The 17,242-nt window shown below is 45.0% G+C and carries 20 protein-coding genes; 4 read left to right on the top strand and 16 right to left on the bottom strand.

What is annotated here, in order from left to right; all coding sequences use genetic code 11:
• Positions 1-3: 3 nt before the first annotated feature.
• A complete protein-coding gene (locus CDG61_RS17140; RefSeq protein ID WP_087551088.1) occupies positions 4-567 on the top strand; it encodes a 5'-nucleosidase in 564 nt (187 codons plus the stop codon).
• 55 nt (positions 568-622) lie between these two features.
• On the opposite strand, the gene CDG61_RS17135 is transcribed toward CDG61_RS17140, so the two are convergent.
• From CDG61_RS17135 to ubiG, 14 genes are all read right to left on the bottom strand, one after another.
• Positions 623-1,243, bottom strand: a complete 621-nt coding sequence (locus CDG61_RS17135; RefSeq protein ID WP_087513008.1) for a TetR/AcrR family transcriptional regulator — start codon at positions 1,241-1,243, stop codon at positions 623-625.
• 363 nt (positions 1,244-1,606) lie between these two features.
• Positions 1,607-2,401 carry an ATP-binding cassette domain-containing protein gene (locus CDG61_RS17130; protein ID WP_087551089.1) on the bottom strand — a complete coding sequence of 265 codons (795 nt, stop codon included), beginning with the start codon at positions 2,399-2,401 and terminating at the stop codon, positions 1,607-1,609.
• A gap of 9 nt (positions 2,402-2,410) precedes the next feature.
• Positions 2,411-3,220, bottom strand: a complete 810-nt coding sequence (gene ssuC / locus CDG61_RS17125) for an aliphatic sulfonate ABC transporter permease SsuC (protein WP_087551090.1) — start codon at positions 3,218-3,220, stop codon at positions 2,411-2,413.
• The gene (gene ssuD / locus CDG61_RS17120) at positions 3,217-4,392 is read right to left on the bottom strand and encodes an FMNH2-dependent alkanesulfonate monooxygenase (RefSeq protein ID WP_087551091.1); all 1,176 of its coding nucleotides are present in this window, start codon (positions 4,390-4,392) and stop codon (positions 3,217-3,219) included. Before ssuD ends, ssuC begins: the two co-directional genes overlap by 4 nt.
• Before the next feature lie 30 nt (positions 4,393-4,422).
• Complete coding sequence (locus CDG61_RS17115; protein WP_228199647.1) at positions 4,423-5,346, bottom strand: sulfonate ABC transporter substrate-binding protein; 924 nt, start codon at positions 5,344-5,346, stop codon at positions 4,423-4,425.
• 93 nt (positions 5,347-5,439) lie between these two features.
• Entirely contained in the window at positions 5,440-6,414 is a 975-nt protein-coding gene (locus CDG61_RS17110; protein WP_087551093.1) for a sulfonate ABC transporter substrate-binding protein, read from the bottom strand.
• Between the two features lie 327 nt (positions 6,415-6,741).
• A complete protein-coding gene (argA, locus tag CDG61_RS17105; protein ID WP_087551094.1) occupies positions 6,742-8,094 on the bottom strand; it encodes an amino-acid N-acetyltransferase in 1,353 nt (450 codons plus the stop codon).
• 120 nt (positions 8,095-8,214) lie between these two features.
• A complete protein-coding gene (locus CDG61_RS17100) occupies positions 8,215-8,574 on the bottom strand; it encodes an RcnB family protein (protein ID WP_087551095.1) in 360 nt (119 codons plus the stop codon).
• A gap of 216 nt (positions 8,575-8,790) precedes the next feature.
• Positions 8,791-9,180: an RcnB family protein gene (locus tag CDG61_RS17095; protein ID WP_087512915.1), complete on the bottom strand. Its 390-nt coding sequence runs from the start codon at positions 9,178-9,180 to the stop codon at positions 8,791-8,793.
• Between the two features lie 248 nt (positions 9,181-9,428).
• Positions 9,429-9,584, bottom strand: coding sequence for a hypothetical protein (locus tag CDG61_RS17550; protein WP_171405618.1), 156 nt, complete (start codon positions 9,582-9,584; stop codon positions 9,429-9,431).
• 159 nt (positions 9,585-9,743) lie between these two features.
• Positions 9,744-10,166 (bottom strand): hypothetical protein, encoded by a 423-nt coding sequence (locus CDG61_RS17090; RefSeq protein WP_087551096.1) that lies wholly within the window; start codon positions 10,164-10,166, stop codon positions 9,744-9,746.
• A 152-nt stretch (positions 10,167-10,318) separates the two neighbouring features.
• A complete protein-coding gene (locus tag CDG61_RS17085; protein WP_087512917.1) occupies positions 10,319-11,065 on the bottom strand; it encodes a YciK family oxidoreductase in 747 nt (248 codons plus the stop codon).
• A 43-nt stretch (positions 11,066-11,108) separates the two neighbouring features.
• The gene (locus tag CDG61_RS17080) at positions 11,109-11,795 is read right to left on the bottom strand and encodes an HAD family hydrolase (RefSeq protein WP_087551097.1); all 687 of its coding nucleotides are present in this window, start codon (positions 11,793-11,795) and stop codon (positions 11,109-11,111) included.
• Positions 11,792-12,508: a bifunctional 2-polyprenyl-6-hydroxyphenol methylase/3-demethylubiquinol 3-O-methyltransferase UbiG gene (ubiG, locus tag CDG61_RS17075; protein WP_087551098.1), complete on the bottom strand. Its 717-nt coding sequence runs from the start codon at positions 12,506-12,508 to the stop codon at positions 11,792-11,794. Before ubiG ends, CDG61_RS17080 begins: the two co-directional genes overlap by 4 nt.
• A 182-nt stretch (positions 12,509-12,690) precedes the next feature.
• Here ubiG and CDG61_RS17070 point away from each other — a divergent pair, with 182 nt between their 5' ends.
• Entirely contained in the window at positions 12,691-13,308 is a 618-nt protein-coding gene (locus CDG61_RS17070; protein ID WP_087551099.1) for a thiol:disulfide interchange protein DsbA/DsbL, read from the top strand.
• A gap of 66 nt (positions 13,309-13,374) precedes the next feature.
• On the opposite strand, the gene CDG61_RS17065 is transcribed toward CDG61_RS17070, so the two are convergent.
• Positions 13,375-14,022, bottom strand: coding sequence for a TetR family transcriptional regulator (locus CDG61_RS17065; RefSeq protein WP_087512921.1), 648 nt, complete (start codon positions 14,020-14,022; stop codon positions 13,375-13,377).
• Positions 14,023-14,197: 175 nt separating this feature from the next.
• Between CDG61_RS17065 and CDG61_RS17060 the strand changes: the two genes are divergently transcribed.
• Positions 14,198-15,220, top strand: a complete 1,023-nt coding sequence (locus CDG61_RS17060) for a ferredoxin reductase (protein ID WP_087551100.1) — start codon at positions 14,198-14,200, stop codon at positions 15,218-15,220.
• Between the two features lie 136 nt (positions 15,221-15,356).
• Positions 15,357-16,496, top strand: a complete 1,140-nt coding sequence (locus tag CDG61_RS17055; RefSeq protein ID WP_087512923.1) for a fatty acid desaturase family protein — start codon at positions 15,357-15,359, stop codon at positions 16,494-16,496.
• Between the two features lie 90 nt (positions 16,497-16,586).
• Here the strand turns inward: CDG61_RS17055 and CDG61_RS17050 are convergent, their stop codons facing one another.
• Positions 16,587-17,204 (bottom strand): TetR/AcrR family transcriptional regulator, encoded by a 618-nt coding sequence (locus CDG61_RS17050; protein ID WP_087512924.1) that lies wholly within the window; start codon positions 17,202-17,204, stop codon positions 16,587-16,589.
• Positions 17,205-17,242 lie beyond the last annotated feature (38 nt).

Raw genomic sequence — 17,242 nt, 5'->3', positions numbered from 1 at the left:
GTTATGAAAACTGATTTTGCTCTGATCATGGCTTTACCCAGTGAATCCAAAGGTCTGTTTGAACAGGCCGGTATAGACGTACATTACAGTGGGATTGGTAAAGTCAATGCAGCGTTTAAAGCCTTTGAAGTGATCCAGAAAACAGGCTGTAAAACATTACTGAATCTGGGTACAGCAGGCAGTACGCATTTTCAGGCACACGAACTGGTGGAAGTGCAGACTTTTGTGCAGCGTGATATGGATGTTTCTCCATTGGGCTTTCAGGTGGGTGAGACACCGATGGATACTGATTTTCCTGCGGAGATTTCCCTGGAATGCAGTTTTGCAGATTTGCCTAAAGGAATCTGTGGTACAGGTGACAGTTTTGAAACCGGCAGACCTAAAGTTGCATGTCAGCTGGTGGATATGGAAGGTTATGCACTGGCAAAAGTCTGTAAAAAACTCGGTGTGCGCTTAATTTCCGTAAAATATATTACCGATGGTGCAGATGATACTGCCCATCTCGACTGGGAAGAGAATCTGTTGCTGGGAGCACAGAAACTATTAAAATTATATCAAAGCCTGTAAGTGACCTGTAATTTCTGGCGACCATAGATTTCTATGGTCGTATGCCTGAGCCAGTTTATTTTTCGTCGCGAGGTAAAATACCGTACAGCATCATATGTACGGTATGCTGAATAATGCGCTGCTGCATACTGCGGTTACGCAGTGTTTTTCCTGTCACCATTTCCATCTGAACAGCGAAGTCAGCATAGTTCTGAGTAATCGCCCAGATATTCAGGATGAGCAGTTCAGGATCAATTTCAGCTGAAATTTTTCCCTGTTCCTGCCACATGGTGATGACTTTCGCTTTACGTTTCACCAGCTTTTTCAGTGGTCCTTTCAGAATCTCCAGAATATGCGGAGCACCCTGAATTACCTCAAGTGCAAACAGGCGTGAAGCTTTCGGCTGAGTACGCGACACTTCAATTTTCGTCAACAGATAATTGGTGATCGCTTCAGCTGGTTCCAGTTCTGACTCCAGTGTCTGCAGTGGTGCTAACCATTTCTGTAGAACGGTAGTTAAAACTTCAACATACAACGCTTCTTTATTTTCATAATAATAGAAAATATTGGATTTATGCATTTCTGCAATCTGGGCAATCTCATCCAGACTGGCCCCGGTAAATCCATACAGTGAAAATACATCCAGTGCTGCGTTCAGCAGCTGATTCCGTTTTTGAGTACTCTTCTTTTGTTCCATCTGCACACTTAAAGCAATGAAAAGGGGGGAAGCTGAATTGTACGGCAAATCATCAGATTTGTGCATGCTCTAAAATTGCAATTTGATGAATATTGATAATTAATTCTGTAGATTCGCTGTCTGTTTTGCATAAAAAAGAATAATAGGAAAATAATCTTAACTTTCACTCCAGGATGAGTGTTCAGAATTTTATAAGGTATTTCAAAAAGTTTATGATATTCATCATAAAACATGATCAGAATAATAGTGGAATAGTGTTTTTTCAGTCTTTAAATAAATTAAAAAATCATATTAACAAATTATAATGTATCCCCTGGAATTCTGAATATGACAGGTGCTGTCAGAGCTTCCAGGGAGACAGATTTATGTTGCAAGAACGGCATGCAGGATCTGCTGTTCAAGTCTGGCAAAATCGGCATTTTTAATACGTGGGCGGGGGAGATCAATGCTGAATTCACTGGCGATATGACCTTTATCGAGCAGAATCACCCGATCAGCCAGCTGAACGGCTTCACTGACATCATGTGTGACTAAAATAGTGGTAAAACCCTGTTCCAGCCATAGTCTTTCAATCAGACTCTGCATTTCAAGTCGTGTCAGTGCATCCAGTGCACCTAAAGGTTCATCCAGCAACAAAATGCGGGGGGTATGTGAAAGTGCGCGGGCAAGGGCTGTACGCTGCCGTTGACCTCCGGAAAGCTGGGAAGGCCACAGTGCCGCTTTCTCTTTCAGCCCTACTTTTTCCAGCAGTTGCTCAGCTTTGGCAAAATCATGTTTTTTCAGTCCTAGCTGGGTGTTGTGCAAAATACTTTTCCAGGGAAGCAGACGGGGGTCCTGGAACATGACCCTGATGTCATCCGAGGTAATTCCTTCACGGAAATTCAGTAAAGATCTGAATTTGATTTCACCATAGCTGGGCTGTTCAAGATCTGCAATTAAACGGAGTAAGGTGCTTTTACCACAGCCACTGCGTCCAACAATCGCAACAAACTCACCTGCCTGAATGTGGAGATCCAGATCTTCCAGTACTTTGACCTGACCATAGAACTTATGCAGCTGTTCTATGGAAATTTCTGCGCCTGTTTTTGGTTCAGGTGTAACTTCAGGTTCATTGATAATACGTAGATCTGCATATTGTCCTATGCTTAAGTCGGTCATGATACGCTCCTATTTTTGATAGCCTGCATGCCAGCGCAGTAAATATTTTTCTAAGAATTGCGCCAGAACATCGGCCAGTTTGCCCAGCAGGGCATACAGTAAAATACCGACCAGAACGATATCGGTCTGTAAAAATTCACGTGCATTCATGGTCATATAGCCAATGCCGGACTGTGCCGAAATGGTTTCAGCCACAATCAGCAGTACCCAGACCAGTCCCAGTGCGAAACGCAGTCCCACCAGTATGGAGGGCATAGCACCAGGTAAAATGATTTCTTTATACAGCTGCCATCTGTTCAGACCATAACTTTTACCCATTTCAATCAGTTGTGGGTCTACCGAACGGATGCCATGATAAGTATTGATATAAACAGGGAAAAACACGCCTACAGCGACCAGAAACAGCTTTGCGGATTCATCAATACCGAACCAAAGGATCACCAGTGGAATTAACGCCAGTGCAGGGATATTCCGAATCATCTGCAAGGTTGTATCCAGTAAATTGGACGCAATTCTGGATGAACCATTCAGCAGTCCTAAAATCAGTCCAAGTCCACCGCCCACCAGTAAGCCCAATAAGGCACGACCGGCACTGACTTTGACATGCTGCCACAGTTCACCACTGACCAGCAGTGTCCAGAACGCTGAAACGACAGCAGTTGGAGCCGGTAAAATCCGGCTTTCCAGCAATCCTGTCTGAGAGGCAATCTGCCAGATCAGGATTAAGCCTATCGGGACAATCCAGGGCAGCAGACGCTGCCCCAGCTGTTTTGTTCCACGTGAAACGAGAGAAGGTTCTTTCTCAGTCAAAGCACTCATGCAGACTCCTTTAACGATTGAGGATCTTTCGTCGCTTCGGGAGCAAAATTATTGGCAACGATTTCACCGAAAGGACCGGTTAAATTGGGCTGTGTCAGTTTTTTCTGTGTTTCAATCGGAAGCAGAGGGAATACCAGTTCTGCAAAACGGATGGATTCTTCCAGGTGTGGATAACCTGAGAAAATAAAAGTATCAATGCCCAGTTCAGCATATTCCTGAATACGGTCTGCAACGGTTTGAGGATCTCCGACCAGCGCCGTGCCTGCACCGCCACGAACCAGTCCAACACCTGCCCACAGGTTAGGGGAAACCTCCAGTTTTGAACGGTCACCATTGTGCAGTTCAGCCATACGACGCTGTCCGACAGAATCCATCTGCTTAAATTTTTTCTGTGCCGCAGCAATGGTTGAATCATCAACATACTGGATCAGTTCATGCGCTGCCTGCCATGCCTGTTCCGTTGTCTCACGGACAATCACATGCAGACGGATTCCATAATTTAAAGTCCGTCCTTTGGCAGTCGCTTTGGCACGGACATTTTCAATTTTTTCTTTAACTGCAGCAGGAGGTTCGCCCCAGGTCAAATAGGTATCGACCTGATCCGTTGCAAGCTCAACAGCATCATCAGAAGAACCACCGAACCAGAGTGGAGGATAAGGTTGCTGAACAGGTGGATAAAGCAGTTTTGCATGATCCACACTCAGACGTTCGCCGTGAAAAGAATACGGTTCACCTGTATGGGAACGGGTTAAAATTTCACGCCAGATGGTGGTGTATTCGGCTGCTGTTTTATAGCGTGTGGCATGATCTTCATAGACGCCATCCCCTTTGAGTTCTTCTTCATCACCACCTGTGACCAGGTTCAGCAATACACGACCATTGGATAAACGGTCAAAAGTTGCTGCCATACGTGCAGCCAGTGCAGGTGTGGTCACGCCAGGGCGTAATGCAACCAGAAATTTTAAATTTTTTGTCGCATCAATCAGGCTGGCCGCTGTGATCCATGGATCTTCACAGGAGCGTCCAGTTGGAATCAGCACGCCTTCATAACCTAAGTTGTCTACGGCCACTGCAATCTGCTTCATATAGGCATGATCGACCTGGCGGGCACCTTTATTGGTACCTAAATATCGACTGTCACCGTGAGTGGGAATGAACCAGAAAATTTTCATGAATATTGTCCTTAAATTTAAAATGTCAGATTATTTTGCTGTCCAGACAGCTTGTTGAATCCTGATGGTGCCGGGAATAATTTTTAATTCACTGAATCGGTTTGCGAGCTGCTGCTGATCGGCAACCACTTTTGGCGACAGTGGCGCTGCACCTGAAGGGCGTGGGCGACGGTCTATAAAGGTCTGGCTGACATTGCTTTTCAGACCGGTACTTTTGCTAATCAGTTGTGCGGTTTCGACCCGGTTTTTCTGTACCCAGCGGTCAGCTGCATTAATCTGTTGAATGATGCCTTTGACTGCTTTGGGGTGTTTTTTCACAAAATCTGGAGATGCCAGATAAAAAGTATAGTTAGGACTTAAGCCTTTGCCTGATGCCAGAATCCGTGCCTGATCTTCGAGCTGTGCAGAGGCAAAATAAGGATCCCAGATAGCCCAGGCATCGACGGCACTTTTCTGAAATGCTGCACGGGCATCGGCAGGTGACAGCCAGATGGGCTGGATATCTGTCCATTTCAGACCTGCTTTACGAACAGCCTGGACCAGCAGGTAATGGGCACTCGAGCCTTTCTGTACCGCAATGCGCTTTCCTTTGAGCTGACTGAGCTGAGTCAGGGTTGAGCCTTCAGGTACAAGTATGGCGGAAGCAAGCGGTTTCGCCGCTTCGTAGGCAATGTAATACAGCGGTTTTTTCGCTGCCTGTGCATAAACAGGAGGAGTGTCACCTGTGACACCAATATCGAGTGAACCAACCGCGAGAGCTTCTAAAATCTGTGGACCCGCAGGAAATTCATTCCATGTGATTTTTGCATTAGGAAATTCTTTCTCATAGAGTTTCTGTTGCTTCACAATGGCAAAGTTAATGGCACTTTTCTGAAAACCGATACGCAATTCCTTGACGCTGGGATCAACCGCCCAGGCAGAGGAAGCTCCCAGCATTGCACAGCAGACTGCCATGGCAGAGATGCCATGAGACACGCTTTTTAACCATGAAGTGATCTGAAACTGTGCAGTAGACTGAGTCATTGAATTTTCCTCTGTATGGCATGCTTAACGGGACGAACTGTCCGCTAAAACAGCTGCCTGAATATTGATTTTATTGGGAATCAGTTTTTGCTGATAAAAAGCATCAGCAACGTATTGTTGTTCTTTGGCAACCTCGCCAGAAATTGGGCTGACACCGAAACTCATGCGGGCGATGGATGTTTTTAATACATCAGTTGGTAAGCCTGTGGGTTTTTCCAGCAGCTTTACGGCTTCAGGCTGATGCTGAGATACCCATTGGGTGGTTGTATTCAGTTCATTGACCACGGTTTTCAGGACATCAGGATATTGTTCAGCAAACTTTCGGTCAGCCAGATAAAACTGATGGTTTTTGACCAGGTTCTGACCTGTGGCAATGGTCCGGGCATTGAGCTGTTGTTCTGCTGCGGCATAGAACGGGTCCCAGATGACCCAGGCATCCACTGCACCTTTTTCAAAAGCGGCTCTGGCATCAGAAGGAGGCAAATACACCACCTCAATATCGTTCAGTGTCAGACCATTGGACTCAAGGACTTTCAGCAGCAGATAGTGAACATTGGAACCTTTATTCAGCACCACCCGTTTGCCCTTTAAATCTTTAACCGTTCTGATGGCTGAGTGATGAGGAACAATCAATGCTTCAGCAAGCGGAGCACCGGGCTGATTGGCGATATACACCAGGTCAGGGTTGGCAACCTGTGCAAAAACAGGAGGTGCTTCACCGACTTCACCAAAGGACACGCTGCCGACATTCAGACCTTCGAGCAGCTGGGGACCGGCTGGAAACTCAACCCATTTCACCTGTACACCTTGGTTTTTCAGTGCGGTTTCGAGGACACCACGTGCTTTTACAATAGGAAGTACACCGTATTTCTGAAACCCGATATTCAGGGTGGTCTGTTCTTTTTTCTGTTGAGCACAGCCTGAGATAAACATCATTCCTGCACTGAGAGCAGTCAGAAGCAGTATTCTGGTCTGAAAAAATGCAGGTTGATGTGACATGAGCTGTACTCCTGAAAAAAATTAGAATGTTTGATCAGGCATACGCTAAAGAAATATCTATTTCTAAAAAAATAAATAATCAGGGATTTAAAATCTAAAAAAAATATAAATAAAAATATGCAGAGCTTATGCAGAAAAATGATTTTATAAATAGATAAATTATAAATTTACAATGATTCATCTGATTGTTTTTCAATGGAAATTTAATGATTTTTAAGGTGCGGATATGCTTATAAAAGAAAAAGATAAGGGTCTGTCAGTCAGGCTATCTGTACTTGTGATAAGGACTTCAGAAATAAAGATATAACAAATAATGAAAAAGCCACATCAGAGTGGCTTTTTGCAGACAATTGAATTGCGCTGATAGTTATAAAGCGCCTGTCGGGCATCGGGTAAATCATCGACAGAGACTTTTTCAAAACCCTGTTCCAGAAACCAGTGTGCTGTGCGTGTGGTCAGAATGAAAAGCTGTTGAATACCCTGACTGCGGGCTTTTTCTTCCAGGTAATGCAGAATCTGGCTGCCACGGTTAGATTTACGATAACCAGGATGAACGGCTACACAGGCAATCTCGGCAGACTTCAGTTCATTCCCTGTAACCGGTAAAGGATACAGCGCGGCACAGGCCAGAATGGTTCCGTCCCGTTCAATGACCGCAAACTGTTCAATTTCACTTTCAAGGCGTTCCCTGGAGCGGTAAACCAGAATTCCTTCTTCCTCAAGCGGGCGCAACAGATTGATCAGACCACCGACATCCTGAATCCCCGCCATACGGACTTCTTCATAATGTGCATCGGTAATCATGGTGCCGTGTCCATCGCGGGTCAGCAGTTCTTCAATCAGTGCACCATCATGTGCATAGGAGAGCAGGTGTACCCGATGAACACCATTTAAAGAGGCTTCTTTGGCGTTGTGCAGATGCAGGGCAATTTCAAAATTGGAATCCTGAAACTTGGCAATGTGCTGATCAAGCTGATGTGGTGTGATTTCCCGCAGTAAATGACCATGTTCATCAAACAGACCCTGCTGGTTGCCCAGGAAAATCAGTTTATCCGCCTGAATCTGAATTGCAGTTTTGGTCGCAACTTCTTCTGCAAGTAAGTTGAACACCTCACCGGTTGTTGAATATCCGGTGGGTCCAAGCAGCACAATATTATGGTTGTCCAGATGCCGTTGAACCGCAGCAGTATCCACACTGCGAACCTCACCGGTCAGTTGAAAATCCACCCCATCACGGATACCAAAAGGTTTGGCAGTGATAAAATTGCCTGATATCACATCGATACGTGCGCCAAACATCGGTGAATTGGCAAGACCCATCGACAGCAGGGCTTCAATCTGTAGACGTATGGAGCCGACAGCATTCATCACACAGCCCAGAGCTTCGCGTGTTGTTACACGACGGTTGATATGGATCGGGCTTTTAATCTGTTTTTCTTTGAGGTTTTCATTGATCTGAGGACGTGCGCCGTGAACCAGAATCAGGCGGATACCGAGTGAGTGCAACAGCGCGATATCATGAATAATGTGCTGAAAATTTTCATGCTGTACAGCTTCCCCACCAAACATCAGGACAAAGGTTTTCCCGCGGTGTGCATTGATGTAGGGTGCCGAATGTCGGAACCAGTGCACGTACTGCTGGGTGGTACTTTGGGATGTTTCTGCCGGATAATTGTGCATGACGGATCTGAATCAGAGATATTTTCTTAAGATGATTCTAATTCAAAATGATGTGAGTGGAACAGCGAATATAAAAAAACACCTGAAACGGGTTCAGGTGTCTGAAAAGGAAAGCAATGATCAGCCTACAATACGGATGATCCGGTTGCTGCGTTCATTGACCAGCACATAGTCACCATTAATTTTGTACCATTGCTGATAACGTCCAGGTCGGTTTAAACGGTTTGAATCACGGTGACTGATTTCATATCGGTTATTGTCAAAAGCGCGGGGAAATTTCTGTCCAGCACGCCAGTCACGGCTTGGGTTGACCCGTTTCTGCTGCTGATAACGGTCATTCCATTGATTATTGTCCCAATGGTGACGGTCCTGTGAATGATAGCGATGTTCATCATAATGGCTGTACTGAGAACCAGCCATAGCTGAAGTTGCAGAAAGAACACCCAGGGAAAGCGCCAGTACTGAAATTAACTTTTTCATTTTTTTCACCACAGAAAGAACTGTATTTTGATAACTCAAACATAGCGTTCAAGTGGAGATAAAGAATGACGGAACTATAGTGCAATTGTGAACTTCATGAAGAAATAACGGAGAAGTGGTGAAAATAAAGGCTTTAAAGATCAGCAATTAACTTTTCGGTATAAAAACAGCGCATAAAAAAACCTGGAAAAATCCAGGTTTTAATGACGCATTTATTTACATGCCCTGAATACGGACAATGCTGTTGGAATCTGAATCCACCAGAATGTAATCATTATTGATTTTATACCATTGCTGGTTCCGCCCTGGTTTTGGGAGATTATGATTTTTGAATTCCACTTTATAGCCATTGCCACGATAGTGCTGAGGCATGACATAACCTGTTTGCCATTTGTGCTGCTGCAGTCGACGGACACCACGTTCTTCACGCATACGGCGTTTACCCTGAATATCGTCATCATCATCTGAATTACGATAGTCACGGCCTTTACTGAAACCGCGTGGATTGTCATAACTGTCATCATCAAAGTGAGGCGCAGCAGAGGTCAGGCTGCTTGCAGTCAATGCACTTAAAGAAATAGCTAAAGCAGCCAAAATCTTTTTCATGTTGAACCCTCATAGGACCGTTTGTTTACTGGATCTACTGTACGCAAAAAATGCAGAGAAACTGTGAAGATAAATCAGTAATTTTTTAAAAAAAGCGGATATAGTCAGGATATTATGCGTGAAAGCATCAAAAATGAAAATCCCGCTTATTGCGAAACAATTCACAGAATAGCAGTTTCTTCTGTTTAAATTCCAGCTTTTGTCTTTTTCTCAGGGTAGCTGTTCAGAAGGGTATTCTGAAAGCTGTTTCAGTTCCATTGTTCAATCAGATCTTTTAAAGAATCAAGCGCTTCAATCACGCATTGTGCCTGATGGGCATCATCCATTGCGACAATTAAACTGTCAGACAGCTGCAGATTTTTGATGGAGCGGATCGCATCAGATTTGCGGACAGGATCTTTCATTTTGCTTCTCAGTGGCTGTTAAAGGACGCTGAAAGCAAGCATAGGAAAGAATATATGAACTGTAAAACCGAATAATATTATGTAATTGATTTAAAAATGCGATTTATAAAACGGGTCTGATTAATCAGGGCAGCATTTGCCCTGATCAGCAGGTCTGAATCAATAGGCGTATGCAAGGTCCGTATAATCGTTCAGTGACTTTAACATATGCGCCTGGATAAACTCATGAATATCCTGAGGTGACATCGGTTGTCCCTGACGGGTAATGACATGCTCAAAAGGTTCCTGAGATTCAGCCGTGATGCGGTAAACAAAACTGGTGGCTACCCGGTAGTTCTCATCTTCTTCTCTGATCATGCTGGTGACGTAGCGATAGCTGTGTTCAAAATTCAGATCGGTATGTGAAAATATGAACTGATCAAACAGTTTCAGGCTTTGACCCGATACCAGGGCTTTCAGTTCGTCAACAATACCAGGCTCAAAGGTCACGCCATATTTTTCAGAAATGGGTTTTCCTGCAACGGACAGGCTCAGTTGACCATCATCATTTTCAGTCACTGTAATATTGCTAAAATCAGACATATAAACCCCGATGTTTGAATGGAAGAATGAATGCCGTCCAATATAAGTGAATCAGAAACAGATTCAACTGTTTTAAGGTGCTGTATAGACTATTGTTCAGATATAAAAAATGGAGGAATCAAAACCTCCATTTTTGAATGTTTCAGATTGCATCAGTCCTGTGCATCAATACTTTCACCATTTAAATGACGGCTGTCTTCGCCCATCAGATATAAATAGGCAGGCATGATGGCTTCAGGTGTCGGCAGTGTTTTGGGATCTTCTTCAGGATAAGCCTTGGCACGCATCGCAGTCCGTGTTCCACCTGGGTTAATACAGTTGTAGCGGATATTGGAGTATGTATTTTCTTTGGCAAAAATCTGGCTGACCGCTTCAATGGCAATTTTTGAGACCGAGTAAGCACCCCAGAGAGCACGTGCTTCGCGTCCAACGCCTGAGCTTGCGAAGACCACAGAGGCATGCTCTGATTTCTGAAGTAAAGGCAGCAGTTCCTGAGTCAGGACAAAGGGTGCACGAAGATTGACTGCCATGACATCATCCCAGACTTCCTCTGGATAATGTGCCAGTTCTACACGTTCACCGAGTATGCCAGCATTGTGCAGAATCCCGTCCAGACGGCCAAACTGCTGTTCCAGGGTGCTGACCAGTAACTCATAGTCATGCGATGTTGCTGTGGACAGCTGTAAAGGTAAAATTGCAGGCTGAGGCGCACCTAAAGCCTCAATTTCATCATAAATAACTTCAAGTTTATTGAGTGTACGGCCATGCAGAACAACAGTTGCACCATGCAGGGCATAGCTGAGTGCTGCTGCGCGACCAATCCCGTCACCGGCACCGGTAATCAGGATAATTTTATCCTTCAGCAGATCAGGACGAGGCTGGTATTCTGAGTATTTCATGGGAGACCTCCTTCAGTTTTTATAATGTTTGCATTTCACTAAATTACGCTGAAGCCGGCTGAATATCCACCAGTTTATAAATGATCTGTTGCAGTTCAGCGACATCGTTGACTATACAGTCCGCCTGCCATGCGTTCAGATCATCTTTGTGCGCTAATGGTAAATAACCGTAAGCAGCCAGAATGGTATACATCCCTGCATTGCGTCCTGCATCAATATCACGTGGATGATCACCGACATAGATACAGTCTTTGGCTATGATCTGAATCTGTTCTGCTGCCAGGTACATCGGCTCAGGGTCAGGTTTGGTTCTGCTGACATCTTCTGGACAGATCAGTACAGCACAGCGTTCAGTCAGGTTCAGGGCTTCCAGCAGAGATTCACTCAGATCACGGGGTTTATTGGTCACAATGCCCCAGGGAATCTGATGCTGTTCCAGTGTTTCAAGCAAAGGATACATGCCTGTAAACAGGTCGGTATCCACCGCAATATCCTGACCATACAGGTTCAGAAAACGCTGACGATGTGCCAGGAACACAGGATCTTCAACCTCAAGTTCAGGGTAGACCAGTTTGACCATTGCACGTGCGCCTTCGGACACCTGTGTACGGATCAGCTCAGCATCCACAACGGCTTTGCCTTCCTGACGGCACATTTCCTGAATGATACGGATAAAATCGGCTGCGGTATCAATCAGTGTTCCATCCAGATCAAACAGAACGGCTTTCATGCTTCACCTGCTTTTGTGGTGTGAACCATGTAATTGACATCGACATTTGGTGCAAGCCAGTAGTGCTTGGTAATCGGGTTGAAATGCAGACCGGTCATATTTTTCAGTTGCAGTCCTGCACTACGGATATCATGCGCCAGTTCTGATGGTTTAATGAATTTATGATAGTCATGTGTGCCTTTAGCCAGCATGCGCAACACATATTCAGCACCAATAATGGCAAACAGATAGGACTTGGGATTGCGGTTGATCGTGGAAAAGAATACATGACCGCCTGGTTTTACCAGTTTATGGCAGGCCTGAATAATCGAGGCAGGGTTTGGTACATGTTCCAGCATTTCCATACAGGTCACGACGTCGTACTGTCCCGGTTGTTCTTCAGCGAGCTGTTCCACAGGAATCTGACGGTACTCAATATTTGCCACACCTTCCTGTTCCGCATGAATGCGGGCGACATTGAGAGGTGCTTCACCCATATCAATGCCCAGAACAGTTGCACCACGACGTGCCATGCTTTCCGACAGAATACCGCCACCACAGCCGACATCGAGGACTTTTTTACCCTGAATGCCACCGGAAAATTCATCAATCCAGTTCAGGCGCAGCGGGTTGATCTGGTGCAGAGGTCTGAACTCGGAATGCTGATCCCACCAGATGGCCGCAAAGGCTTCAAATTTTGCAATTTCCTGCGGATCAACATTCAGTTGCGACATGGGGGTCACCTCGATCAAGTCATTAGAATTTAAAAAGGTCTATGCGATGCTAGTGTAGCGATTATTCTGGAAAAAGCGATAAAACCCGTAAAAAAGTTCACAGAATGAAAACGAAATCAGTGTAAATGTTTTATAGTGTTCGAATAAGCTAATCATAACGATGAAGAGGACAGACAAGGTCAATGAAAAAATTCCTTTTGGGCAGTCTTGCCACAGCAGTGATTGCATTTTCTGGCAGCGCGATGGCAGCCAGTTTTGAAGCGGGTAAGGATTACACGGTAATTGCCAATCCGGGGAAGTCAGAACTGCCAGGTAAAATTGAAGTACGTGAGTTCTTCTGGTACGGGTGTCCGCATTGTTTCAAACTTGAACCGCATATGCAGGCATGGCTGAAAAAAATGCCAAAAGACGTATATTTTGTACGTACACCTGCGGCAATGAATCCTGTATGGGAACAGGGTGCACGTGGTTATTATGTTTCTGAGGCACTGGGTGTCCGTAAGAAAACTCACATTCCATTGCTTAATGCCATTCATGTTCAGGGACAGCAGATTTTTGATCAGGCATCTCAGGCAAAATTCTTTACGAAATACGGCATTCCTGAAGCTAAATTCAACAGTATGTTCAACTCTTTTGCCATTACATCCAAAGTGTCACAGGCGAACCAGCTGTCTAAACAGTATCAGCTGACGGGTGTTCCGGCTGTGGTGGTGAACGGTAAATACGTGGTTCAGGGCGAAGATGCAAAAGTCACTGAAGTCGTCACTTACCTGGTGGAAAAAGAGCGTCAGGCAAAATAAGTCCTGAGCGCTGTAAAAAAAACCGCATCAACTGCGGTTTTTTTTATGTCTGTAATATGGAGAAGTTCAGTCTGAACTTTTCACCTGCATGCCCGAAACGCCTCTGAAGATCAGTTTGACCTGAGTGATCGCCTGCTTTTTGACAACGGCTTTGCGCAGTTCCAGCTCCAGACCACTGTACTGACGGCTCAGACTGAGCCAGGACATTGCCCAGGTAAAAGACAGGTTAATCAGAATATTGGACAGGACTTTCAGATCATTTTCATCATGCAGCTGCTGCACAATTTCAAACTTTTTCAGGCTGTTGATCAGATCGTCCATCAGAAAGTCAATTTCACGGGCGATCGCATGGCGCACAACTTCGGAACCACCCCAGCGTTCTGCAATCATGAAAATCCACTGATGCGGGTTACTGTCCACGGTGCCAAAAAACAGCTCCATACTGGATCTGGTTTTTGCTTCAGGCAGTGCCATTCCCTGTCCCAGCTGATGCATGACATTTTTCAGATAAAGCGCAACCTGATCGACCAGTTCCTTGCCCAGTTCATCCATATCCTGGAAATGCCGATAAAAAGCCGTAGGTACAAGTCCGACTTCGCGGGCAACTTCACGCAGGCTGATACTCGAAAATGAACGACCCGATGTGCTTAAAGTTAAAGCAGCATCAAGTAAAGCCTGACGACTTTGCTGTTTGCGTTCATCACGAATCGACATTGTTGAACCTGAGAAAAATAAAGTGCCATGAGTCTATCAAATATTTATCAAAATTAAACGACGAATGTCAGTGTACAGGTGTTGACTGAATATGGATTTTGCGTATAGTGTACATATGTTCACTAAAAGAACATTTGTTCACTCAATAAATAGCAAGCACAAAGAGGAACGCAAAATGAGTAGTACAGTTGAATACAGTCCTGAGTGGGTTCGTGAAGACTTTGTCGATTTTATCGCTGCAAAGATCAATCCGTTATGGGCATGGAAAAAAGTCAAAGCCAGTGTGGTGAAAAGCCGCACCCTGAGCCATGATTTTTATCAGATCCAGTTGCGACCGAACCGCAATTTTAAACATCAGCAGTTTAAAGCAGGACAAAGTGTGCTGGTGACTGTGGAGATTGCAGGTGTGCGTCAGCAACGCAGTTATTCAGTCATCCGTCTGTTGTCAAACGGCGACATTTTACTGGGCGTAAAGCGTCAGGGCATGGTGTCTGGTCATTTAACCCGTCTGAATGCAGGCAGTCTTGTAGAACTGTCTCAGCCTCAGGGTGAGTTTGTCCTGCAGGATACAGCAACGCCACTGCTGTTGATTGCATCGGGCAGTGGGATTACGGCGATTTATTCACTGTTGATGGAAGCATTAAAGACGCCTGAACGTCATATTGACCTGATTTACTTCAGTCGTGATCAGGCATTTCAGTCCGAACTGGAAATGCTGTTCCAGCAGCATCTGAATTTTCAGTTTCATGCGGTAAACACAGCACAGCATAAACAGCATCTGGATCTGGCTTTACTGGAACGGCTGGTTCCTGATTATCAGCAAGGGCTGACCTATGCTTGTGGTGCTCAGTCCATGATGCAGAGCCTGAAAGAAATTTTTGCAGTACAGGGAATTTCTTCGCAGCTGAAGCAGGAATATTTTCATATGACCGCTGATGAAAGTCTGGAGACACAGCCTGTGACTTTTTTAAGAGCGCAGCAGGAATTCAGTGCAAAAGGCAGTCTGCTGGAAAGCGCTGAACAGGCAGGTTTAAGACCGACTCATGGTTGCCGTATGGGCATGTGCAACACCTGTACCTGTACCAAAGTCAGTGGTTCAACCAAAAATATGCTGACCGGTGAAATCAGTCATGACGCCAATACCCAGATCAAGCTGTGCATCAGCCAGGCGGTCAGTCCGGTCACCATTAATCTGTAGATTGAACCAGATTAGTCCAGATATTTAACCGATTTAAAAAATATGCAATTCAGAAACTGGGAATTTATCCGGTTCAGGAAAGTTGCATCCAGAATTTGCAGAGTGACTGAAAACAACAGCACTCAGGAGAAAAAATATGAATATGTCAGTCAGTTTTCCGAACTCGAAATCAAAGCATCTGAACCCTGAACAGGTGGCTGAATTTGGTCGCCGTGTCGATGAAATCCGTCGTGAAGTGATGGAGAACATTGGTGAACAGGATGCGAAATATATTTATAAAATCCGTAATTTTGTACGTTACAGTGAGATTGCTTCACGCGGCATGCTGATGTTCGGAGGCTGGATTCCACCGGTGTGGGTGATCGGTACAGGATTACTCGGGATTTCCAAAATCGTGGAAAATATGGAACTGGGTCATAATGTCATGCATGGTCAGTTTGACTGGCTGAATGATCCGAGCCTGAATGGCGCCAGCTATGACTGGGACACGATGGCAACTGGTGATGACTGGAAATATACCCATAACTATATCCACCACACCTATACCAATATTGTCGGTAAAGATCATGATGTTGGCTATGGCCTACTGCGTGTCAGTGAGTCACAGAAATGGGAGCCACGTTTTCTGCTGAATATTCCTCTGGCGATTCAGTTGATGGTGTTTTTTGAGTGGTATGTCGGGGTGCAGAATCTGCATCTTGAAGACGCTGCTGTCTATAAAACCAAAACCTGGAAACAGGTCTGGGCGGATGCAACCAAGTTCCGTAAAAAAGCCCGCCGTCAGATACTCAAAGATTATGTATTTTTCCCGGTGATTGCAGGACCGAATGCACTGCCTGTTTTAGCAGGAAATGCCATTGCCAATATCATCCGCAGTTTATGGGCTTCAGCGGTTATTTTTAATGGTCATTTTACCGAAGATGCTGAAACTTTTGAGGCGGACAATACTGAAAATGAAAGCCGTGCAGAGTGGTATTTACGTCAGATCCGAGGTTCAAGTAACTTTAGCGGCGCAGAATGGCTGCATATTTTAAGTGGTAATTTAAGCCATCAGATTGAGCATCATTTATTTCCAGATATGCCTGCAAACCGCTATGCAGAAGTCGCACCCAAAATTAAGGCACTGTGCGCTGAATATGGCATCAATTATAACGAAGCCAACTTCTTTCAGCAGTTCTGGAGTGTCTGGGTGCGTTTAGCAAAATGTTCTCTGCCTAACCAGTGGACTGCCTCTATTACCCAGTCATTGCAGAAAGTGAAAGGTATTTTTGCCTGATCTGAGCGGTTGCTAAGCCCTGTTTTAAATGGGCAGGGCTGATATTTAAAAAACAGGACTGAGCCTTAACCGTTCAGTCCTGTTTATTTTTTAAACGTGATATTTCAGCATAAACAGCTCAATGCTTTCCGTAATGATCTGCTGTTTTTCCTGTGCCGTAGGTGCAGTGGCAATGCCCAGCAGAACTTCGTGGTGGCGCATTCCCAGTAACAGTGAAAGGATCAGCTGAGTCTGTTTCAGCACATCATCTTCAGAAATAAATCCAAGCTCAATCGCCTGGCTGAACAGGTCTTCCCACACACGGCACATGCGCAGATGTGAGGCATCATAAAAACGCTGAGCGAGCGGGCTTTTTTCTGCGGCCAGTTCCACCAGTAAAATGTCCAGTTTAATGGCTTCAGGTAAATAAATCACATCCAGTGCAAGCTGACAGGCTTTGGACAGTTCAGCTTTAAAGTCACAGTCAGGGCTCAGCAGAAACTTACGGGCACTGATGGATTCTTCACAGGTTTCTGCAATCGCACAGCAGAACAGGTTTTCTTTGTCCTGAAAATGGTTATAAACCGTCAGTTTGGTCACACGGGCTTCTTTAGCAATCTGGTTCATGCTGGAACCGTGATAGCCGCATCTTAAAAACAGGTCTTTGGCAGCCTGTAAAATCTGCTGTCTTTTTTCAAGATCTTTCGGGCGTCCTACAGTGATTTGCACAATATATTCCAGAAAAAAAAGAATCGGTCATTTACTTT

Source organism: Acinetobacter sp. WCHAc010052 (assembly GCF_002165295.2).
Lineage (GTDB): Bacteria > Pseudomonadota > Gammaproteobacteria > Pseudomonadales > Moraxellaceae > Acinetobacter > Acinetobacter chinensis.
The sequence above is the reverse complement of the archived record's forward strand: the minus strand, read 5'-3'. Positions and strand labels throughout refer to the sequence as shown.